11 protein-coding genes are annotated in these 19,772 nt (G+C 67.0%); 5 read left to right on the top strand and 6 right to left on the bottom strand.

The genetic code is table 11. The features are described 5' to 3' along the window. Positions 1-55: 55 nt before the first annotated feature. Complete coding sequence (locus ACEN9Q_RS08245) at positions 56-802, top strand: SDR family oxidoreductase (RefSeq protein WP_495628003.1); 747 nt, start codon at positions 56-58, stop codon at positions 800-802. 137 nt (positions 803-939) lie between these two features. On the opposite strand, the gene ACEN9Q_RS08240 is transcribed toward ACEN9Q_RS08245, so the two are convergent. Next, positions 940-1,959, bottom strand: coding sequence for a LacI family DNA-binding transcriptional regulator (locus ACEN9Q_RS08240; protein ID WP_056445308.1), 1,020 nt, complete (start codon positions 1,957-1,959; stop codon positions 940-942). A gap of 185 nt (positions 1,960-2,144) precedes the next feature. Here ACEN9Q_RS08240 and ACEN9Q_RS08235 point away from each other — a divergent pair, with 185 nt between their 5' ends. The 3 genes from ACEN9Q_RS08235 to ACEN9Q_RS08225 are packed head-to-tail and all read left to right on the top strand — an operon-like array spanning position 2,145 to position 5,927. After that, entirely contained in the window at positions 2,145-3,482 is a 1,338-nt protein-coding gene (locus tag ACEN9Q_RS08235; RefSeq protein ID WP_495628002.1) for a GH1 family beta-glucosidase, read from the top strand. A 50-nt stretch (positions 3,483-3,532) separates the two neighbouring features. After that, positions 3,533-4,573: a glucokinase gene (locus ACEN9Q_RS08230; protein ID WP_495628001.1), complete on the top strand. Its 1,041-nt coding sequence runs from the start codon at positions 3,533-3,535 to the stop codon at positions 4,571-4,573. Continuing rightward, positions 4,560-5,927 (top strand): MFS transporter, encoded by a 1,368-nt coding sequence (locus ACEN9Q_RS08225; protein WP_495628000.1) that lies wholly within the window; start codon positions 4,560-4,562, stop codon positions 5,925-5,927. The genes ACEN9Q_RS08230 and ACEN9Q_RS08225 overlap by 14 nt, the downstream gene beginning before the upstream one ends. 49 nt (positions 5,928-5,976) lie before the next feature. On the opposite strand, the gene ACEN9Q_RS08220 is transcribed toward ACEN9Q_RS08225, so the two are convergent. The 3 genes from ACEN9Q_RS08220 to ACEN9Q_RS08210 all read right to left on the bottom strand — a co-directional run bounded on the left by ACEN9Q_RS08220 (position 5,977) and on the right by ACEN9Q_RS08210 (position 10,638). Continuing rightward, positions 5,977-7,977, bottom strand: a complete 2,001-nt coding sequence (locus tag ACEN9Q_RS08220; protein ID WP_495627999.1) for a methyl-accepting chemotaxis protein — start codon at positions 7,975-7,977, stop codon at positions 5,977-5,979. 178 nt (positions 7,978-8,155) lie between these two features. Continuing rightward, positions 8,156-9,022: an IS1595 family transposase gene (locus tag ACEN9Q_RS08215; protein ID WP_495628928.1), complete on the bottom strand. Its 867-nt coding sequence runs from the start codon at positions 9,020-9,022 to the stop codon at positions 8,156-8,158. A gap of 8 nt (positions 9,023-9,030) precedes the next feature. Next, positions 9,031-10,638 carry an MFS transporter gene (locus ACEN9Q_RS08210; RefSeq protein WP_495627998.1) on the bottom strand — a complete coding sequence of 536 codons (1,608 nt, stop codon included), beginning with the start codon at positions 10,636-10,638 and terminating at the stop codon, positions 9,031-9,033. A 429-nt stretch (positions 10,639-11,067) separates the two neighbouring features. On the opposite strand from ACEN9Q_RS08210, the gene ACEN9Q_RS08205 reads away from it, so the two are divergent. Then, a complete protein-coding gene (locus ACEN9Q_RS08205; protein WP_495627997.1) occupies positions 11,068-13,158 on the top strand; it encodes a family 43 glycosylhydrolase in 2,091 nt (696 codons plus the stop codon). Positions 13,159-13,230: 72 nt separating this feature from the next. Here ACEN9Q_RS08205 and ACEN9Q_RS08200 read toward each other — a convergent pair whose 3' ends face one another. Both ACEN9Q_RS08200 and ACEN9Q_RS08195 read right to left on the bottom strand, forming a co-directional pair. After that, positions 13,231-16,389, bottom strand: a complete 3,159-nt coding sequence (locus ACEN9Q_RS08200; RefSeq protein WP_495627996.1) for a TonB-dependent receptor — start codon at positions 16,387-16,389, stop codon at positions 13,231-13,233. Between the two features lie 811 nt (positions 16,390-17,200). Continuing rightward, on the bottom strand, positions 17,201-19,543 hold the full coding sequence (locus ACEN9Q_RS08195) for a glycoside hydrolase family 31 protein (RefSeq protein ID WP_495627995.1): 2,343 nt from the start codon (positions 19,541-19,543) through the stop codon (positions 17,201-17,203). Positions 19,544-19,772 lie beyond the last annotated feature (229 nt).

The following is a 19,772-nucleotide window of genomic DNA, read 5'->3' as shown; positions in this document are numbered from 1 at the left end:
CGGGAGTTGGAATGATACTGCATCCATCAACCACCCCAACCGAATGGAGAACAGCATGGCAACCACGCATTTCGAACACAAAGTCGCTTTCGTCACCGGCGGTTCGCGCGGCATCGGCGCCGCCATCGTCGAGCGCCTGGCGCGGGACGGCGCGGCCGTCGCGTTCACGTATCAATCGTCGGACGCCGCCGCGCAAGAGCTCGCCGGCCGCATCGAGGCCGCCGGCGGCCGCGCCCTGGCCCTGCGCGCCGACGTGGCCGACGCGCAGGCGCTGACGGCGGCGATCGACGCGGCCGTCGCCAGGTTCGGCCGGCTGGACATCCTCGTCAACAATGCGGGCGTGTTCCTCGGCGGCCACGTGACGGAATTTTCGCTCGCGGATTTCGACAAGACGGTCGCCGTCAACCTGCGCGCCGTGTTCGCCGCCACGCAGGCGGCCGTGCGCCACCTGGGCGAGGGCGGGCGCGTCATCAACATCGGCAGCACGAACGCGCTGCGCGTGCCGTTCGCCGGCGCCGCCGTCTATGCGATGAGCAAATCGGCGCTGACGGGCCTCGTGAAAGGCCTCGCGCGCGACCTCGGCCCGCGCGGCATCACCGTCAACAACGTGCTGCCGGGCCCCGTCGACACGGACATGAACCCGGCCGACACCGACTTCGGCAAGTCGCTGCACGCCTTCATGGCATTGCCGCGCCACGGCCGGCCGCAGGAGATCGCGTCGCTGGTGGCGTGGCTGGCCAGCCCCGAAGCGGGCTTCGTGACGGGTGCGGACCTGGCGGTGGACGGCGGCTTCGCTGCCTGAAACCGGAGCCAATGAACCGGGGTCAGCAATGAACCGGGGTCAGAGCCCGATTTTGGTAAATTTCCAAAAACCGGGCTCTGACCCCGAATTGTCGACCCCGAATTGTCGACCCCGAATTGTCGACCCCGAATTGTCGATCAGTCGATCTGCTTGACGGACTCGCGCACGACGAGGTTCAGCTGCGGCACCTCGATGTCGAGCGTCTCGTGCCCGATCATCTTGACGATGGCGCGGCCCAGGCACTTGCCGACGTCGAACAGCGGCTGGCGCACGGTGGTCAGCGGCGGCGTCGTGTACATGGAGCTGTGCAGGTCGTCGAAGCCGATCACGGAGATGTCTTCCGGGACGCGGATGCCGCGCCGGTACAGCGCCAGGCGTGCGCCGTACGCCGTCAGGTCGTTGGCGCAGAAGATCGCGGAAAAGCGCTGCTTCGATTCGAGCAGGCGCTCGACCGCCAGCAGGCCGCCCGATTCCTGGAAGTCGCCGCCCACGATCAGCTGCTGCTGTTCCTTGATGCCGTGCTTGGCCAGCGTGTCGCGGTAGCCGGCCAGGCGGGCCAGCGCATCCTGGTGGTCGGACGGACCCGTGATGAACGCGATGTTGCGGTGGCCCTGCGCGATCAGGTGGCCCACCGCCTCGCAGGCGCCCCAGTAGTTATCGAGGCAGAAGCCGTACGCGCGCGGCGCGCTCAGGTCGCGGCCGAAGGCGACGATGGGCACGCGCTGCGACAGTTTCAGGATCTGCGCATCCTTCAGCTTGCCGCTCAGGATCACGAGGCCGTCCACGCGGCGCGCGATCAGCAGTTCGATGCGCTCGGCCTCCTCGTCCGCATGCCAGTGGCCCGAGACGATCAGCGGCGCGTAGCCCGTCCCCTGCAGCGCTTCGTCGATGCCCGCCATCGCGTCGGCGAAATAGCCCGACACGAGCGACTGCGTCAACACGCCGATGGTGCGCGAACTGCCCGTCTTGAGGTTCTGCGCCAGCACGTTCGGCTTGTAATTGAGCTTTTCGATGACGCTTTCGATGGCCTGGCGCTTTTCCTCCGACACCTTGGCGGTGCCGTTCAGGAAGCGCGACACCGTCGCCGCCGACACGCCCGCCACACGGGCGACCTCGTGGACGGTAACCATCTGCGGGCTGCTGGAATCCTTTTTCATGCGTTTCGGCCTGGTTCTTCGACACGGCAATTGCCGCGAAGCTCGTGAATATACACCAGGACATGCCGGTTTGACATGTGGCTGGCGGCTTGCAGGGAAAAAATCTATTTGACACCCGGGCAATGGCGCATGTACGATGAAATCGATTTCAGAAGTTTCAACCTACAACGACCAACCGAAGCATCATGACCGACTCCATCCGCTTTCCTTCCAACTTCACGTGGGGCGTCGCCACCAGCGCCTTCCAGATCGAAGGCGCCTTTGACGCCGACGGCAAGGGCCCTTCGATCTGGGATACGTTCTCGCACGACGCCGCCAACATCATCGACGGCAGCAACGGCGACGTGGCCTGCGACCACTACCACCGCTATCGCGAAGACGTCGCCCTGATGGCGTCGCTGGGCGTGGGCGCCTACCGCTTCTCGATGGCGTGGAGCCGCGTGCAGCCGACCGGCAAGGGCGCGTGGAACGAGGCGGGTTTCGATTTCTACACACGCCTGCTGGACGCGCTGGACGAAAAAGGCATCGCCGCGCACATCACGCTGTACCACTGGGACCTGCCGCAGGGCCTGCAGGATGACGGCGGCTGGATGTCGCGCGACACGGCGCACCGCTTCGCCGACTACGCGGCCGAGGTGGCGCGCCGCTACGGCAACCGCGTGGCCAGCATCGCCACGCACAACGAGCCGTGGTGCACGGCGAACCTCGGCTACGGCAACGGCCAGTTCGCGCCCGGCGTCGCGGACAAGAAACAGGCGATCCAGGTGTCGCACCACCTGCTGCTGTCGCACGGCCTGGCCATGCAGGCGATGCGCGCCGTGAATCCGAGCGCGCAACTGGGCATCGTGCTGAACCAGTGGACCGCCGAACCGGCCACCGACACCGAAGCGGACCGCCGCCTCGCCGCGCTCGAATGGGCCAATTCCATCGAGTGGTTCATGGACCCGATCTTCAAGCGCCGCTATCCGGCCCTGTCGCTGGAAGCGCACGGCGCCGACGCGCCCACCGTGCACGCGGGCGACTTCGACGTCATCGCCCAGCCGCTCGACTTCCTCGGCGTGAACTACTACCGCCGCGAAGTGATGAGCGCGGACGTCCCGCCGAAGAAGCCCGAAGGCGGCATGGGCTTCACCGACATGGGATGGGAAATCTATCCGCAGGGCCTGACGGACCTGCTCGTGCAGCTGAAACAGGAGTACCCCGACCTGCCGCCGGTGTACATTACGGAAAACGGCATGGCCTCGGTCGACGCGATCGAGGGCGGCCAGGTCAACGACACCCAGCGCCTGGACTACGTCCGCACCCACCTCGAGGCCCTCAAGGCCGCGATGGACCAGGGCGTCGACGTGCGCGGTTACTTCCTGTGGAGCCTGATGGATAATTTTGAATGGAATTCCGGCTATGCCAAGCGCTTCGGCATCGTCTACGTCGACTACGCCACGCAGCAGCGCACGCCCAAGGCGAGCGCGCTCTGGTACCGCGATTTCATCGCCGGCCAGCGCGCTGCGCTGCGCGCGGCCTGACCTGCCGCGGACAAGAACAACAGGAGACAGAGCAAGACATGAGGGACACCATGGATGATGTGCTTTTCGGCGGCGCCCGCCTGCTGGCCGACATCGGCGGCACCAACGCCCGCTTCGCATTGCAGCGCGGCCCCGGCCGCATCGAGGAAATCGCGACGCTGGCCTGCGCCGCCCACCCGACGTTCACCGACGCCGTGCGCGCCTACCTGGCGCGCCACCCCGGCGCCGCGCGCGAAGTGCGCCACGCCGTGATCGCGATCGCGAATCCGGTCGAAGGCGATTTCGTCAAGATGACCAACCACCACTGGCAGTTCTCGATCGACGCCGCGCGCCGCGACCTCGGCCTCGACACGCTGCTCGTCGTGAACGACTTCGCCGCGCTGTCGATGTCGGTGCCCGGCCTCGCGGACGCGGACCTCGAACAGGTCGGCGGCACCCGCGTCAGCCCCGACGCCGTGATCGGCCTCGTGGGCGCGGGCACCGGTCTCGGCGTCGGCGGCGTGATCCCGGCCGGCGGCCGCTGGACCGTACTGCCCAGCGAAGGCGGCCACGTCGCCTTTTCGCCGTCCAACGCGCGCGAACAGGCGGTGCTCGCGTACTGCTGGACCAAGTGGGACCACGTGTCGGCCGAACGCCTGATCTCGGGTCCGGGCCTGGCGACGATCCACGAGGCGCTGTGCGCCATCGACGGCATCGAAGGCGATGCCCTCGAACCGGCGCAGGTCGTCGAGCGCGGCCTGGCGGGCGATGCGCTGTGCGCCGAAGTGCTGGACATCTTCTGCGGCGCGCTCGGCACGATGGCCGCGAACGTGGCCGTGACCTTGTGCGCGCGCGGCGGCATCTACATCGGCGGCGGCGTCGTGCCGCGCCTGGCCGGGTTCTTCGCCAAGTCGTCGTTCCGCGCCCGCTTCGAGAACAAGGGCCGCTTCACCGACTTCTGCAGGCAGATCCCCGTGTACGTGATCCACGCGCCCTACCCTGCCCTGGCCGGCGCCGCCGCGATGCTGGACCAGCAGCTCGTCGACGCCCGCGCCGCGGCGCAGCGCGCCCCGATCGACTCCGTCACGACGGCCCATCATGCGCACGCCTGACCGCATCCGCCACCCGCTGCTGTGGGTACCCACCGGGTACTTCACGATGGCGATGGGCTACGTCATGCTGACGAGCGTGACCGCCATCATGTTCAAGAACATCGGCATGGACAATGCGCGCGCCGCCGCGTATTCGAGCGTCCTGATCTTCGCCTACACGGCGAAACCGCTGTTCGCGCCGTTCGTCGAGATGTACCGGACGAAGAAATTCTTCGTGCTGCTGATGCAGGTGCTCATCGCGCTGGGCTTCGCCGGCGTCGGGCTGGCGATGAGCATGCCGAACTGGATGGTGCTGATGCTGTCCATGTTCGTCGTCATGTCGTTCATCGGCGCGACGCAGGACATCGCCAGCGACGGCGTCTACGTCACGTCGCTCGACACGCGCACGCAGGCCCTGTACTGCGGCGTGCAAAGCCTGTCGTGGAACGTCGGGCCGATCGTGGCGTCCGGCTTCCTCGTCTACCTGAGCGGACGCCTGCACACGGAGGTGTTCCACCATGACCCGAAGGTGTTCGGGCCGGACTGGATGGACGCGTGGCGCGTGATCTTCTTCATCGTCGCCGCCATCATCCTCGTGATGGCCGCCTGGCATGCGCGCGTGATGCCCGACGGCGCGCGCGCGGAAAACACGCCGACCAGCGTGCGCGGCGCGGCCGGCATCCTGTGGGATTCGTTCGTCACCTTCTTCCAGAAACGCGACGTGTGGAAGATGGTCGCCTTCGCGTTCCTATTCCGCTTCAGCATCGGCATGCTGGAAAAGATCGGGCCCTTCTTCATGGTCGATTCACCCGCGAAGGGAGGACTCGGCCTGTCCAACGAGAGCCTGGGCATCATCTACGGCACCTGGGGCCTGATCGCGGTGCTCGTCGGCTCCCTGCTGGGCGGGATGTTCGTCGCGAAGCGCGGCCTGAAACGCACGCTGTTCATCCTGTGCTGCGCCGTCAACATTCCCAACCTGACGTTCCTGGCGATGAGCATCGCCCTGCCCTCCGACGCGTGGACGATCGCGGCCGGCGTCATCGTCGAGAAGTTCTTCTTCGGCTTCGGCTCCGTCGGCTACATGATCTACCTGATGCAGCAGCTCGCGCCGGGCAAGTACACGACGACGCACTACGCCTTCGGCACGGGCCTGATGGGCTTGTGCATGCTGGTCACGGGCACGATCAGCGGCGTGCTGCAGGAATACCTGGGCTACGTCAGCTACTTCGTCGCCGTCATGATCGCGACGATCCCGTCGTTCCTCGCGACGTGGTTCGCGCCGTTCCACCACGACGACGGCATGGATGCGGGCAGCGGCAGCGTCAAGGGCGCGCCGGCTGCGAACGACACGAGCGCCAGTCACCACGCGGCCTGAGACCCAGGCCGTCATTTCCTGGCCGGGCCGATGCCCGGCCTTTTTTTTTTCAGGCCGCCAGCCTGACGACAGGCGCCGGCCGCCGCAGCGCCGCGCCCTGGCCTTGCACCTCCCGATCGTCGCCGGTATGGAAAACGCTCACGGTACGGGCCAGGTTGCGCGCCTGCTCATCCAGACTCGCGGCCGCCGCCGCCGCTTGCTCCACCAGAGCGGCGTTCTGCTGGGTGGTGTCGTCCAGGTTCGTAATGGCGTCGTTGACCTGGTGGATGCCCGCCGCCTGCTCACGCGACGCGACGACGATCTCCGACACGATGCCGGACACGCGCTGCACGCTGGACAGGATATCGTCCATCGACGCGCCGGCCTGGATCACCAGGCGGTTGCCCGTCTCGACGCGCTCGACGCTTTCGTCGATGAGCTGCTTGATCTCCTTGGCCGCCGCCGCGCTGCGCTGGGCCAGGCTGCGCACTTCGCCGGCCACCACCGCGAAGCCGCGGCCCTGCTCTCCCGCGCGCGCCGCCTCGACGGCGGCATTCAGCGCAAGAATATTGGTCTGGAAGGCGATACCGTCGATGACGCCGATGATGTCGACGATCCTGCGCGCGCTGGCGTTGATCGCTGCCATCGTCGCCACCACGTCGGTCACCACCTGGCCGCCGCGCTCGGCCACGGCCGAGGCCTGGCGCGCTACCTGGTTGGCCTGGGCGGCATTCTCGGCGTTCTGCCGGACGGTGGCCGTGATCTCTTCCATCGACGCCGCCGTCTCTTCCAGGCTCGATGCCTGCGATTCGGTGCGCGCCGACAGGTCCGCGTTGCCATTTGCGATGTCGCCGGTCGTGGCGCCGATGGTGTCGACGCTGACCCGGACCTCGCGCACGATCTTGCGCAGGTTGTCGTTCATGCGCCCGAGGGAAGCCAGCAGCCGCGCGGTTTCATTGCGCCCCTCGGTGGCGAAGGCCGCCGTCAGATCGCCGGCGGCGACCCGTTCCGCGATCTCGACGGCATTGTTCAGCGGCTGCGTCACGGAGCGCGCGATCACGTAAAGCATCAGGCCGCCGAACGCGAACAGGGCGGCGACGGCGGCCAGCATGCCCAGACGGGTGCGGCGGAGGGCGGAAATCCTGGCGTCGAGCAGTCCGTTGAACTGCTCCGAGGCCTTGTCCGCGAACGCGTACTGGGCATCGATGGCGGCCGTGGTCAGCCTGACGTACTCCGGCCCGGAGAAAGTGAGCTGGTCCGCCTTCACGATCTGCTCCATGGCCAGTTGCATGGTCTGCTGCGCCTGCTCGCGCACGTGCCGCATCGGACCTTCCAGCGGCGCGGCCAGGGCCGGATTGGCGCGCGCGGCCTTGTCGAACTGGCGGCTGGTCTGGTGCAGCCGGTCGGCGACCCGCGCGACGATCGCGGACAGGGCCAACCGGTCTTCCGCGCTGGCGCTCTTCGTGGCCAGCATGCCGGCGCCCTTGGCCCGCATCTTGCCGAGTTCCTCCGACAGGTAAGGCAGCTGGTAATAAATCGCCTGGATCAGCTGGTAGGAATCGACGTCCGGGTCCAGGTCCAGGCCGTAGTGGTCGGCCACCTGGTCCTCGACCTCGAGCAGCTTGGGCACCAGGGCCGTGTGCCCCTCATAGCTCTCGGGCACCGAGATCGTGCGCGCGACCACGCGCCCGCGCAACGCTTCCCAGTCCCGGTTCGCGTCCGTCCACGCCTGGTCGAGGCGCGGATCGTGGAGGCCGGCGACGATCGCCGCCATGGCCGCGTAGTTGCCGTCCACCTCGCGCTGCTTCGCTTCGCGCTTCGGGACCGATTCCGCGACGCCGCCGACCACCAGTGCCGCCAGGCCGCGATGCTGCTGGGTCGTCTGGATCGCGGCGAGGATCGTGGCCACCGGCCTGCGCGCCTGGGCTTCGAGCTGCATCGCGTCCAGCGCCTTGCCGGTCTCTTCCAGATAGAGCGTGGCCGGGATGGCGGCGACGACGATGCCGACCACGCTCAGGATCGCGAATTTATGCCAGAGCAGCAGATGCTCGAGGCGTTGTTGTAAGCCCATGATGTTCTCTGTTGTAAGTAAGGTAACACGGCCGCGAAGGCGGCATGTATTTATTGCATCCTCAAGGAAACAATAAATACATGACATCCGATGATGCTGTGTCGTGGCCTTTAAAATTTCCATTTAGTAAAAAAAATGGCTGTGTTCGCGATATTTCGGTAACCGAGCGCAGCCGCCCTTAGCCGAACCGGACCGCAGCGCACAGCAAATGCGCGGGCGTCGTCAGCCGCCGCGCATCCAGCAGCCGTTGCCAGCCCGAATAATTGATGAGGTAGCGGCTCGCGACGCCGCGGAACCGCACCAGCCAGCTCTTGAAACGGCTGTGCCAGCTGTTGACGTTCTGGATGTGGATCGCGCCGCGCGCCCGCACGCCGGCCTTCACGTTCACCGCTTCGTGCGTGATGCCCGCTTGCACGGCGAAACGACGATACGCCGCGGCCCCGTCGCTGATCAGCAATACGTCGGCCGGCAAGACCGGCTTGAGGCACGCATGCAATTGCGCGGCCGTCACTTGTCCGCGTCCCGTATGAAAGTCCAGCGTCTGCCCGTTGCGGTCGCGCGCGATGAGCAGGCAGTCGTATTCGCGATTGATCCCGCGCCGGCTGGCCACGCCGCCGCGCTTTCTCGGCCGCCGCGTCAGGTTGCGCGAGCCCTTCTGCGATTCGAGTCGATAGGTCTCGTCCGCCTCGACGATGGCCGCCAACATCGGCGGACGGTCGCGCATCGCGCCGGGCACGAACCGGTGGCGCCACCTGAAACTGGTCGTCCGGTGCACTCCGGTCACCCGCGCGGCGTCGCGCACCGTGCGCGATTCGAGGATGGATTGCAGGAACGGTAGCCAGCACTCTTTCTTGCGCAGACGGGCGAGCGGCGTGCCGGTCAGCGCGTTATAGCTGCGTCCGCACCCGAGGCACCGAAAGCGCTGCAGGCCGCTCGCCTGGCCGCAGCGGTGCACGCGACCACAACCGCAGCGCGGACACGGCCGGCCTCTGGCGGCCTGTTCGATCAGGGCGATCCGTCCGGCACTACGCCACACGACCGGCAGCGCGGCGTTCAGCCCAGCGCGGCCGGCTCCCCGATCAGCCCCTGGATCTCTTCCAGCCGGCGGCCGCGCGTATCGATGCCGTTTTTCGCCAGCAGCAGCGCCGCGACGGCCATCGGGGCCGCGATCACGAGCGCGGCCAGCGACACGTTGCCGAACAGGCCCACGACGCCGAAGCCGGCGCCAAGGATGCCGCCCAGCTTGGAGCCGGCCGCGATGACGCCGGACCCGGTGGCGCGCAGGTGCACCGGGTAGATTTCGGACGCGTACGGGATCAGGGTGGCGATCACGCCGCTGGCCGAGACCAGCAGCGCGACCGTCGCGACGACCATCGCGGCCGTCGACGCCACGCCGAAATGGCCGAGCAGGAAGAAGCCCAGCAGGCTCGCGCACGACAGGCCGATGAAGGTCACGAGAGTGTTGATCGTGCTCCAGCGGTGGTACAGCCAGATCACGACGAGCGTGCCTGGCAGCGCGAGAAATGCCGATTTGGCGAGGAGGCTCGTGGCCGTGGCGGCGTCCATGCCCATCGCGCGCAGGTTCGTCGGCAGCCACAGGAGAAAGCCGAAGTTGGCCAGGCCCCAGGCGATGCCGGCCACGCCCATGCCGATCGTCAGCGGGCCGTAGCCGCCCTGCAGCAGCGCGCGCATGCCGGACGACGGACGGTCGGCCTCGGCCCCGCCGTCCGTCCCGCCCTCCCCGTCCGCGTCGACGACGCCCGCGAATTTCGCCAGCACGGCGCGCGCCTGGTCGGGCAGGCCGTTGGTCGCGAGGAAGCGCGGCGATTCCGGCAGCAGGCGGCTGAGCAGGATGATGATGGCGCCCGTCGGCAGGCCCAATAGCCACAGCACGCGCCAGCCGTAGACCGGTTCCAGCAGGCTGGCGGACCACGCGGCGACGAGGTAGCCGGCCGAGTTCCCGAGGCCGCCCAGCGCGACGAGCAGCCAGCCGCGGTGCGCGGCCGGGATCATCTCGGCCATCAGCGTGAACGTGATCGGGAGCAGGCCGCCGGCCGACGCGCCCATCAGGAAGCACATGGCCAGGTTCCAGTTAAACGACGGCATCGCGCCGCAGATGGCGGTGCCGATGAACATCAGGGCGGACAGCAGGATCGTCGCGCGCCGGCCGAAGCGGTCGGCGACGAGACCCCAGGCGACGGAACCGACCGTCGTCCCGGTCAGCGCGACGAAGGCCAGCATGCCGGCCGACTGCTTGGCGAGATCGTATTCGCGGGTCATGCCCGGCATGACGAAACCGAGCGTGGCCGGCTTCATCACGTCGATCGTCAGCGCGACCACGAGCACGGCGACGAGATACCAGTGCTGGCGGTTCAGCGGGATGCCGTCGGCGATGTGGAAATGCAGGCCGCCGCGCGCGCGGGTGCCCGCGCGCAGCCGCGCCATGCGGGGCATCACGCCGTAGGCCGCCAACAACAGTCCGAGCGGGATCAGGGCCATCCCCGCCAGCATCAGGGCGTCCATTTTCATGCCGACCATCCGGTACCCCATGTGCGAGGCGCACACGAACATCGGGATGTGCGCCAGCACGCCGGCGACGATGGCGGCCGTGCCGGCCCAGAACGCGAAGGGGTGATGCAGGGACAGGCCGTTGGATTTCATGCTGTGCTGTCGGAAAGGGCGGGCAGCGCCCCCGGGGTACGGAAGAGCCTTCGAGTATGCACCGGCCCCAGACTAAACACAAGCGCAGGCGGGCACGCTGCCTGTGACGGCCGCCGGGGCAAGATCCGGATGATCGACAGCCATGAAGGCGAAAAAAACAGCCCGGCGTACCGGTCCCTGCGATGATTTTTTCCTGGCGACCGATATCGGGTTCGGTATCGCAATCGTCGGTTAGTTGCAAATTATCGGATATTTCGGGTCGGGTCCGCGGCGCCCGCTTCGAGCTGCAGGGAAAATTCCTGCAATAACAATGGCTTATATATAGCGGTGACCTCGCCCCCGGCGCCCGCCGGCGCGCCGCCGCGGCTTTGACAACGCTTGCCGGCATGCCCTACATTGCCGGATGACCTGTACGCCACCGGACCTCACATGACCCCACACCGCCCCCGCCCGCCGCGCCTCGCCGCGGCGGCCCTCGCCGTCTGCGCCGCCGTCGCCTGCATGCACGTGCGCGCGCAGGAGGTGCCCCGCCCCGCCACCGGGCTGTCGACCGCCACCTGGACGGCCGACAACGGCAACGGCACCTTCACGAATCCGCTGTTCTACGACGAGTTCTCCGACCCCGACCTGATCCGCGTGGGCGACTGGTTCTATTTGACCGGCACGACGATGCACGCGATGCCCGGCCTGCCCATCCTGCGCTCGCGCGACCTCGTGAACTGGGAATTCCTGGGCTATGCCGTCGACAAGCTGGACTTCGGCCCCGCCTACCGGCTGGAGGACGGCAAGAACATCTACGGCCAGGGCATCTGGGCGCCCAGCCTGCGCTACCGGAACGGCACGTTCTACATCTTCAGCAACGTGAACGGCCGCGCCACGCAGGTCTTTTCCGCCACCGATCCGCGCGGGCCCTGGACCCGGCGCGAAATGAAGCGCGGCCTGCACGACCTCTCCGTCCTGTTCGACGACGACGGCACGGCATGGGTCGTGTGGGACCACCAGCGCATGCACGTCGCCAAGCTGACGGACGACCTGACGGACATCGTGCCCGGCACGGAAAAGATCCTGTTCACCCAGGACGCCGGCATGGGCGAAGGCGCGCACTTCTACAAGATCAAGGGCAAGTACTACATCCTGAGCGCCAACTATGCCGGGGGCTTCCGCATGCCGGCCGCGCGCGCGGACAAGGTGGACGGTCCGTACGAAGTGAACCGGGCGATCAGCAAGGACGAGGATTACGGCATGGCCCAGGGCTACCGCCTCAAGGACAACAGGATGCCGGCCACGCTCGTGCCGCCCGACCCGTCGGCGCGTAACGCCGATTCTCTGCACCAGGGCGGCATCGTGCTGACGCCGGCCGGCGAATGGTGGGGCTTCTCGATGCAGGACTTCAATTCGGTCGGCCGTTTGCTGAGCCTCGCGCCGGTCACCTGGAAGGACGGCTGGCCTTACTTCGGCCTGCCCGGCAACCTGGGACGCAATCCGCGCACCTGGGTCAAGCCGAAGACGGCGGCGCCCTCCCCCATTGCCGTCCCGTATGCGCGCAGCGACGACTTTTCGGGTCCGGCCCTGCAACCCGTCTGGCAGTGGAATCACGTCCCCGTCGACGGCAAGTGGTCGCTGACGGAGCGGCCCGGCTTCCTGCGCCTGCACGCGCTGCCCGCCACGTCGTTCTGGCAGGCCCGCAACAGCCTGACCCAGCGCGCCATCGGCCCCCGCTCGTCGCCCACGGTGACGCTGGATGCGGCCGGCCTCGCCGACGGCGACGTCGCCGGCCTGGCCCTGCTGAACCTCCCGTATGCGACGCTGGGCGTCGAAAAAACGGCCGCGGGCCTGCAGGTGGCGCTGTACGACCAGGCGCGCGACCGCACCGTGCGCGTGCCGCTGCCCGCGGGCGCGGCGCGCGTGATGCTGCGCGCCGACTGCGACTTCCTCACGGAGCAGGCGCGCTTCAGCTGGTCGACGGACGGGAAGACGTTCGCGCCGATCGGCGAGCCGTTCAGGATGGTGTTCCAGCTGACGACGTTCCAGGGCGTGCGCTACGCCCTCTTCGACTACAACCAGACCGGCACAGCGGGCGGGCACGCCGACTTCGACAGCATCGACGTCTACCAGCCGGACCCGCACGGCCTGATGCGCGCGATTCCCTACGGCCGCGAGATCCGGCTCGCCGGCTGGAAGACGGGCGACGCGTTCGTGCCCGGGCACGGCGGGGCCGCGCCGCTCGCCGTCAAGGACATGGGCCTGGGCCGCGTCGCGCTGCGCTCCGGCGCGGCATGGGTCAGCGTCGACGCGAAAGGCGGCGTGGGCCTGCGCAAGGGCCGGCCGGGGCAGGCGGAAAGCTTCCAGTGGATCGAGACGCCGACGGGTGAACTCGTGCTGATGTCGCTGGCGACGAACCGCTTCCTGCGCGTCGATCCGGCCACGCATGCCGTCCGCGCGGACAGCCCGGGGCCGCTGCCGGACGGCAGCGACGGCGTGCGTTTCACGTGGACGGATGCCGCGGCCGATCGGCGTTGAAAAAAAAGGAGCGGCCGCGGGGCCGCTCCATGAACACCGGGCCATCGGCCGACGGCCCGGGGAGACGCAAGGTCAGAACGCCGTGCGCAGCGACATGGTGTAGCTGCGGCCCGGCGCGTTCTCGTCGAAGATCGCGTTGGTGAACTGCGTGTAGTTCTGGCTCTTGGCGTTGTTCACGTTCCAGACGCTGAGCGTCACGTCCGTGTTGTAGCGGAAGCCGAACAGCTTTTGCAGGTTCAGGCCGGCGGACAGGTCGACCTGCGAGCGCGACGTCGAGTACGCGTTCGTCCACGTCGCCAGGCCCGTGCCGGTATTGCTGATCAGGCTGGACGTGTACTGCCGCGCGACGCGCAGGTTCAGGCCGTTGCGCTCGTAATACAGCGTCAGGTTGTTGGTCCGCGGCGGCACGCCCGCGACGGGCGGCGAGCCCACCACCTCGTCGGTCTGCTTCGTGTACGTGAAGTTGCCCGTGAAGCCGAAGCCCTTGACCGGCAACATGTCCAGCGGCTGCTGCCACGTGAATTCGAAGCCGCGCACCTTGAGCTTGGTGTCGATGTTGTACGGCTCGCTGATGAACACGTGCTTCTGGTCGCGTCCCCCGGCCGCGTCCACCGCCGCCTGCTGCGCGCCCGTCAGGCCCACCGTGCCGTAGATCTGATCCAGCTGCGCCAGCGTGTAGTCGATGTAGCGCGTGCCCGGCCGGCTGACGATGTCCTTGGCGAAGCCCGCCAGCGCCACATAGCCTTCCCGGCTGAAGTAATACTCCAGGCCCAGGTCGAGGTTGTTCGCCTTGAAGGGCTTGAGGTTCGGGTTGGACACGCTGCCCTGGTTCACGCCCTGGTCGCCGATCGTCAACTGGGTCTGGTGCAGGTCGGCCGGGTTCGCCCGGGTCATCGACTTGGAGCCGGACACCCGTGCGATCAGGTCGTGCAGGATGTTGTACGAGACGGTGAACGACGGCAGCACGTTATGGTACTTGGTCGTCTCGTAGGTCCAGGTCTGCAGGTTCGGATAGCGGCCGCCGTTGGCGAGGTTCTGCGCCGCGTTGCGCGGATCGGCCACGCTCTGCGGCGCGCCGATCGTCTGCTCCGTCTGCGCATAGCGCACGCCGGCGTTGTAGCGGAACGTGCGGCCGAACAGGGGCAGCTTGCCGTTCGTCTCGAGGTAGAACGCCTTCACTTTTTCGCGCAGGTAGCCGCCGCCCGTCGTGGGCACGTCCATGATGCGGTCGCGGAAGTACTGGTAATTCGTGTCCTTCGCAAATTTGTCCCAGTCGACCGTGACGAAACCGTGATCGCTCGCGTGCACGTACTTGGCCAGGTCGGCATTCGTGACGGCCGAACCGAGATACACCAGCTGGTTCGTGAGGCCCGCGGTCGAGCCGGTGCCGTAGCCCGGATAGGCCGTCGCGGCGACGGCGGCGCCCGGCGTGGAGCGTCCGTCGCACGTTCCCTGCAGCGCCGTGTTGGGCGCATAGAACGGGTAGCTGACGTTGTTGCCGCAGGTGAGGTTCATCCACGCGTCGGCGTTGTTGTAGTCCGTGAAGCGGCGCGCGATGTCGTCGAACGAACCGCCCGCCTTGATGGAAAACGTGTCGTCGCCCCAGTTCAGGTTCAGGCGCGTGCCCTTGGTGGTGTTGCGGCGCTGGTAGAGGTCGGTGCGCAGGCCGGACAGGCCCTGCCCCGCCTGGTACCAGCCGAAGGCGCTGGGGTCGTTGATGTCGATGTTGCTCGTCATGACCGGGATCTTGCCCGGCGCCGTGTTGCTGTAATTGACCACCGACGACGGCGACGTGGTCGCCACCAGCACGGTCGGCATGTCGCGATAGAACTCGCTGTCCGTGTAGTTGACGTGGCCGTCGATGGTCAGCCTGTCCGTCGGACGGTACTCGAAGCCCGGATTGATGCTGCGGAAGTGCGTGTTCTCCTTCATCGGGCGGAACTCGAGCGACCAGAACGTGTCGGCCAGCGTCGCGCCCGTGATCGTGCAATAGGCGGAGCAATCGCTGCGGTCGAACGTCATGCCGATGGGGATCGGCGTATTGGCGCGCATGCCCACGTTCATGTCTTCCTGCGTCATCTTGTTGCCCTTCTGGGCGAACAGGGTGTCGAGATAGAAGTCCCACTGGTCGTTCGGCTGCCACTGGAAGCTCAGCACCTCGCCGCGGCGGCGGCGCTCGCCGTCGTAGACCAGGTAGCGCGGCAGGCGGCCCATCAGGCCGTTGTCGATCTGCTGGATCGTTGCGCCCGGATTCAACGCCAGCAGCATGTTGCGGTCGATCGCGGCGCCCGGCTTGAGCAGCGATTGCGCGTAGGCCGGCAGCACGGAGAGCGGAATCCCGGACGGCACCGTGGCCGGGCTGTTGAAATAGTCGCCCGGGAGCGCGGCCGGATCGGACGCGTTGCGCTGGTTCGCATTCAGGCGGACGGTGCGCATGTCCACCGTCTGGAACACGTCGGTGTGGTATTTCGTGTTGCCCCACGCGAAGCCGGCGAGCGCGCCCACCTTGCCGAAGCGCGTGTTCCACGTATTGCTGACGAGGCCGGAACCGGTATTGCCCCATTTGCCGTCCTTGTCGCGATAATTGCCGCTGGCCGTGAAGGCCGAACGGAAGCCGGCCTTGTCGAACGGACGCACGCTGCGCATGTCGACCGTACCGGCCACGCCGCCTTCGATGATGTCGGCCCGCTGGCTCTTGTACACGGTGGCGCTGCGGAACAGTTCGGACGGCAGGAAGTCCATGTCCACTTCGCGGTTGGCGCTGATGTTGCCGCCCCAGCTGCCGGCCGACGCCGACGCCATCGGCGCGCCGTTCAGCAGCACCCGCGTGAACGCCGGGCCCATGCCGCGGATCGAGATGTTCATGCCCTCGCCGTCGATGGCCGCGCGGGTCACCGTCACGCCCGGCACGCGCGACAGGGCGTCCGCGATGTTCGGGTCGGGGAACTTGCCGATGTCCTCCGAGAACACGGTGTCGGTCAGGCCGTTGTTCTCGCGCTTTTCGTTGGCGGACAGCGCCAGCGAGCTGCGGTAACCGGTCACGGTGACGGTCGGGGCGGCCGCCTGCTTCTTGCCGTCCGCGCCGGCCTGCGCCGCCGCGGCGGTGGCTGCCGGTTGCGCGGCGTCCTGCGCCCAGGCGCTCGACACGAGGCCGGCCAGGATCGTCAATGCGTAAATCTCGCGGCAATAGGGTGCCCTGCGCCGTGCGGCGCCTTTCCAGTGTTGCTTCATATGTCTCCTCTTTGTCTTCTTATCGGATGGCCTCGGCGGCCTTTTGGTGTCGTATCGAGGTCGGACTGCTTGATGCGCTTGTTTTTCTCGGGAACGGTTCTCCTGACACGGTTACTTCGGACACTCGCCCCGATCGCACTAACACAAAATGTTAAACGCTAACATTTTTCGGCGCGGAACGACCTTCGCCACACTGTCGGCAGGCACCTACCCAAGACGGATGAAATCGCCTCTGCGGAGGGGCTTTCCAAGTATGACGTCTGACATGTCAGTAAAATACTTGAGTAAATACCACGGAACCAATAAATTTTTTTTCGTGACCGATACCGGAATTCGTATCGCAGGCGTCATAGAGCGGGCCGCTCCCTCGGGGGCTTGCTATCCGCTACCACAAAAATCGTGTTAGGGGTGTTATACGATAACAACAGATATGATGTCTGATGTTATTCATGGCGCATGCCGCGGTCTGCCCCGTTCCGGAGGACCGGTCATTTGTGTCTTCGGAAGCCGGATCGCGCCGCGCGGCGCCGTTCGGGAACCCGTCGGCCGCATCGCTGTCGCGGACGTCGCGATGGCGGAAAGGGACTTGCGCGCGTACATGTGGGGGCGCAGGGGATGCCGGGCATGCCGGCCGCGATGGGGATTGCGGTGGGTCCGGCTGCGTGGCCGGCGCATTCGGGTCGGGCGGCGCCGTCGTTGACGCCGGCAGCCGAGGGAGGGGCAATGCGCGCTTACCTCGATATCGCGCACACAGCCATAAAAAAAACGCCGCTCCCGCGCTGGCGGGAACGGCGTTCATGACGTGCCGCGATTATTTGCCGGCGACCTTCACGAGGCCAGGCAGGTTCTTCGCCACGCTGGCATCCCCGCCGCTGGCGGTGAGCTTGCCCGCGCCGTCATTCCAGTGCAGGCGCGTCGTCGTGCCCTTGCCTTTTTCGTAGTCGTACGACACGCCGTCGTCGTCGTACAGGTCGAAACTGCCGTCGCGGCCCGGGTAGACCTTGACCTGGGCGATGCCCTGCTTCGTCGCCGTCGACTGGATCGCCGTGCCGAGCGGGACGATCGAACCGGCCTTCACGAACACGGGGATCTGGTCGATCGGTGCCGCGACCTTGACCCACTGGCCGCCGGCCAGCTTCTCGTCGGTCCAGAAGTTGTACCAGTCGCTGCCCGCCGGCAGGTAGACGTTCTTTTCCGTCTGGCCCTGCTCCGTCACCGGCGCCACGAGGAACGCCGGGCCGAACATGTATTCGGTGCCGATGTTCGCGACGTTCGGATCGTTCGGGAAGTCCATCCACAGGCCGCGCATGAACGGCGCGCCGGTGTCGTGCGTGAACTTGGCCTGGCTGTAGATGTACGGGATCAGCTGGTAGCGCAGCGCGTCGTAGCGGGACATGACGGCCTCCGCCTGCTTGCCGAACGACCAGATGTCGGTGTGCTTGTGCAGGCCGTGCAAGCGCAGGGTCGGCAGGAAGGTGCCGTACTCGAACCAGCGCGTCAGGAGCTCGGGATAGTCGCTGTTCTGGCCGACGACGTCGCGCGCGTCGGAGGGGTCGAGCAGCGGCGGTTTGGTGCCGCCGCTGGTGGCCGGGATCGACTGCCAGCCGCCGATGTCGTTGCCCCACATGGCGATGCCGGATGCCGTCATGTTCAGGCCCGTCGGGATCTGGCGCTGCAGCGCTTCCCACGTCGCGTTGACGTCCGAGGACCAGAACAGCGCGCCCGTGCGCTGCGAGCCGAGGTAGGCCGCACGCGACAGGATCAGCACGCGCTTGTTCGGCTTCCAGGCGCGCATATTGTCAGCCACGCCTTCCACGTGCAGCAGCGGGAACAGGTTGTGGTAGCGATCGCCCGAACCGATCGAGTAGAAGAAGCCGTCCGGCACGAGGTCCGGTTCGGTCTCGTCCAGCCACGGGTAATCGAAGCCGTGCGACAGGACGTTGTCGCGCGCCTTCTCCCAGAACCATTGGCGCGCCTTCGGATTCGTCGCGTCGATCAGGCCGCCGGTGCGGTCGGAACGGAACGGCAGGCCGTCGACGGTCTTGCCGTCCTTGTCCTTCAGCAGATAGCCCTTCGCATCCAGCTCGTTGAAGTAGCGGCCCGCCGTTTCGAAGCGCGGCCAGATCGAGACGATCGACTGCATGCCCATGTCATGCAGCTGCTTGTTCATGCCGTCCGGATCGGGGAACTCGGCCGGGTTGATGTCCATCTGGCCCATGCGGGTCCAGTAGAACCAGTCGACGACCATCACGTCGAGCGGGTATTTTTTCTGGCGGTAGGTGTTCGCGACGCGCAGCACTTCCTGCTGGCTGTCGTAGCGCGCCTTCGACTGGATCAGGCCGAACGCGGCCTTCGGCGGGATCGGCGTCTTGCCGGTCAGGCGCGCGTAGCCCGAGTAGATCTCGTCCGCCGTCTTGCCCGTGATGACGAAGAACGACACGCGCTCGCCCACGTTCGACTGGAACGTCGTGCGGCCGTTGATGCCGGCGGAAAAGCGCGTGGCCGACGGGTTGTCCCAGACGATGCCGTAGCCCTTCGAGGACACCATGAACGGCACGCACACTGTCTCGCCGGCCGGCGCGTCATACCAGTGCTTGCAGTCGAGCGTGCGGCCGCGCAGGTCCAGGGGCCCCGTGGATTCCTGGTTCTGGCCCATGCCGTAGTAATGCTCGTCGCGGGCGACCGCGAACGTGGCGCCGACCTGGTAGGTCTTTTCGCCGGAGACGGTCTGCGGCGACATCTCCCAGCCCTGCATGTCGAGGATCTGCTCGCCCTGCGCGTTCTTCACCTGCAGGCCGACCGGGGCCAGCGACGGCGCGAAGTATTTCTCCGGCTGGCTCGGCGTGCGCGCCGGCGGGGCCGCGTTCACGTGCAGGGTCATGCCGTTCGACGTGAAGGTGTCGCCGTCATTGCCGGCCGCGTGGCGGAAGCCGCCGTTGTCGGCGTGCTTTGCCAGGATGCCGTAGCCCGGCCCCTTGAGGACTTCGTCCTTGTCGACGGCGATCGTCACGTGGACGACGTTCGGGCCGTACGCTTCCACCGTCACCCAGGCGCCGTTCCGGTCCAGGGTGGTCAGCGGGGCGGCGAAGGCCGAGGGTACGATGGCGAGCGCCGATGTTAGCGCAATCAGCGTGCGGTGCAGGGTAAGTCTCATTCAGTCCTCTATCGCAGGGGGTGAATCGGGCGATGCCGGACGCACAGGCGGCAAAGGGCCGGGAAGACTGTCATGACGGGCCGTATGGCCCGCCGCCGCGCGTGGCGGACGGGTGGGATCGTCTCCGCGGCACGGTGCCGGACGGTGGCGGCGGCGTGCGCATTATAGTTGAAGCGCTATTGTCGCTGTTAGCGGTCACATGCGCAATCGTTAAAACCGCCGATCCGGG

The sequence above is a fragment of the Massilia sp. Masssp93 genome, assembly GCF_059491295.1.
This window is presented reverse-complemented; position numbering and strand designations above follow the sequence as displayed.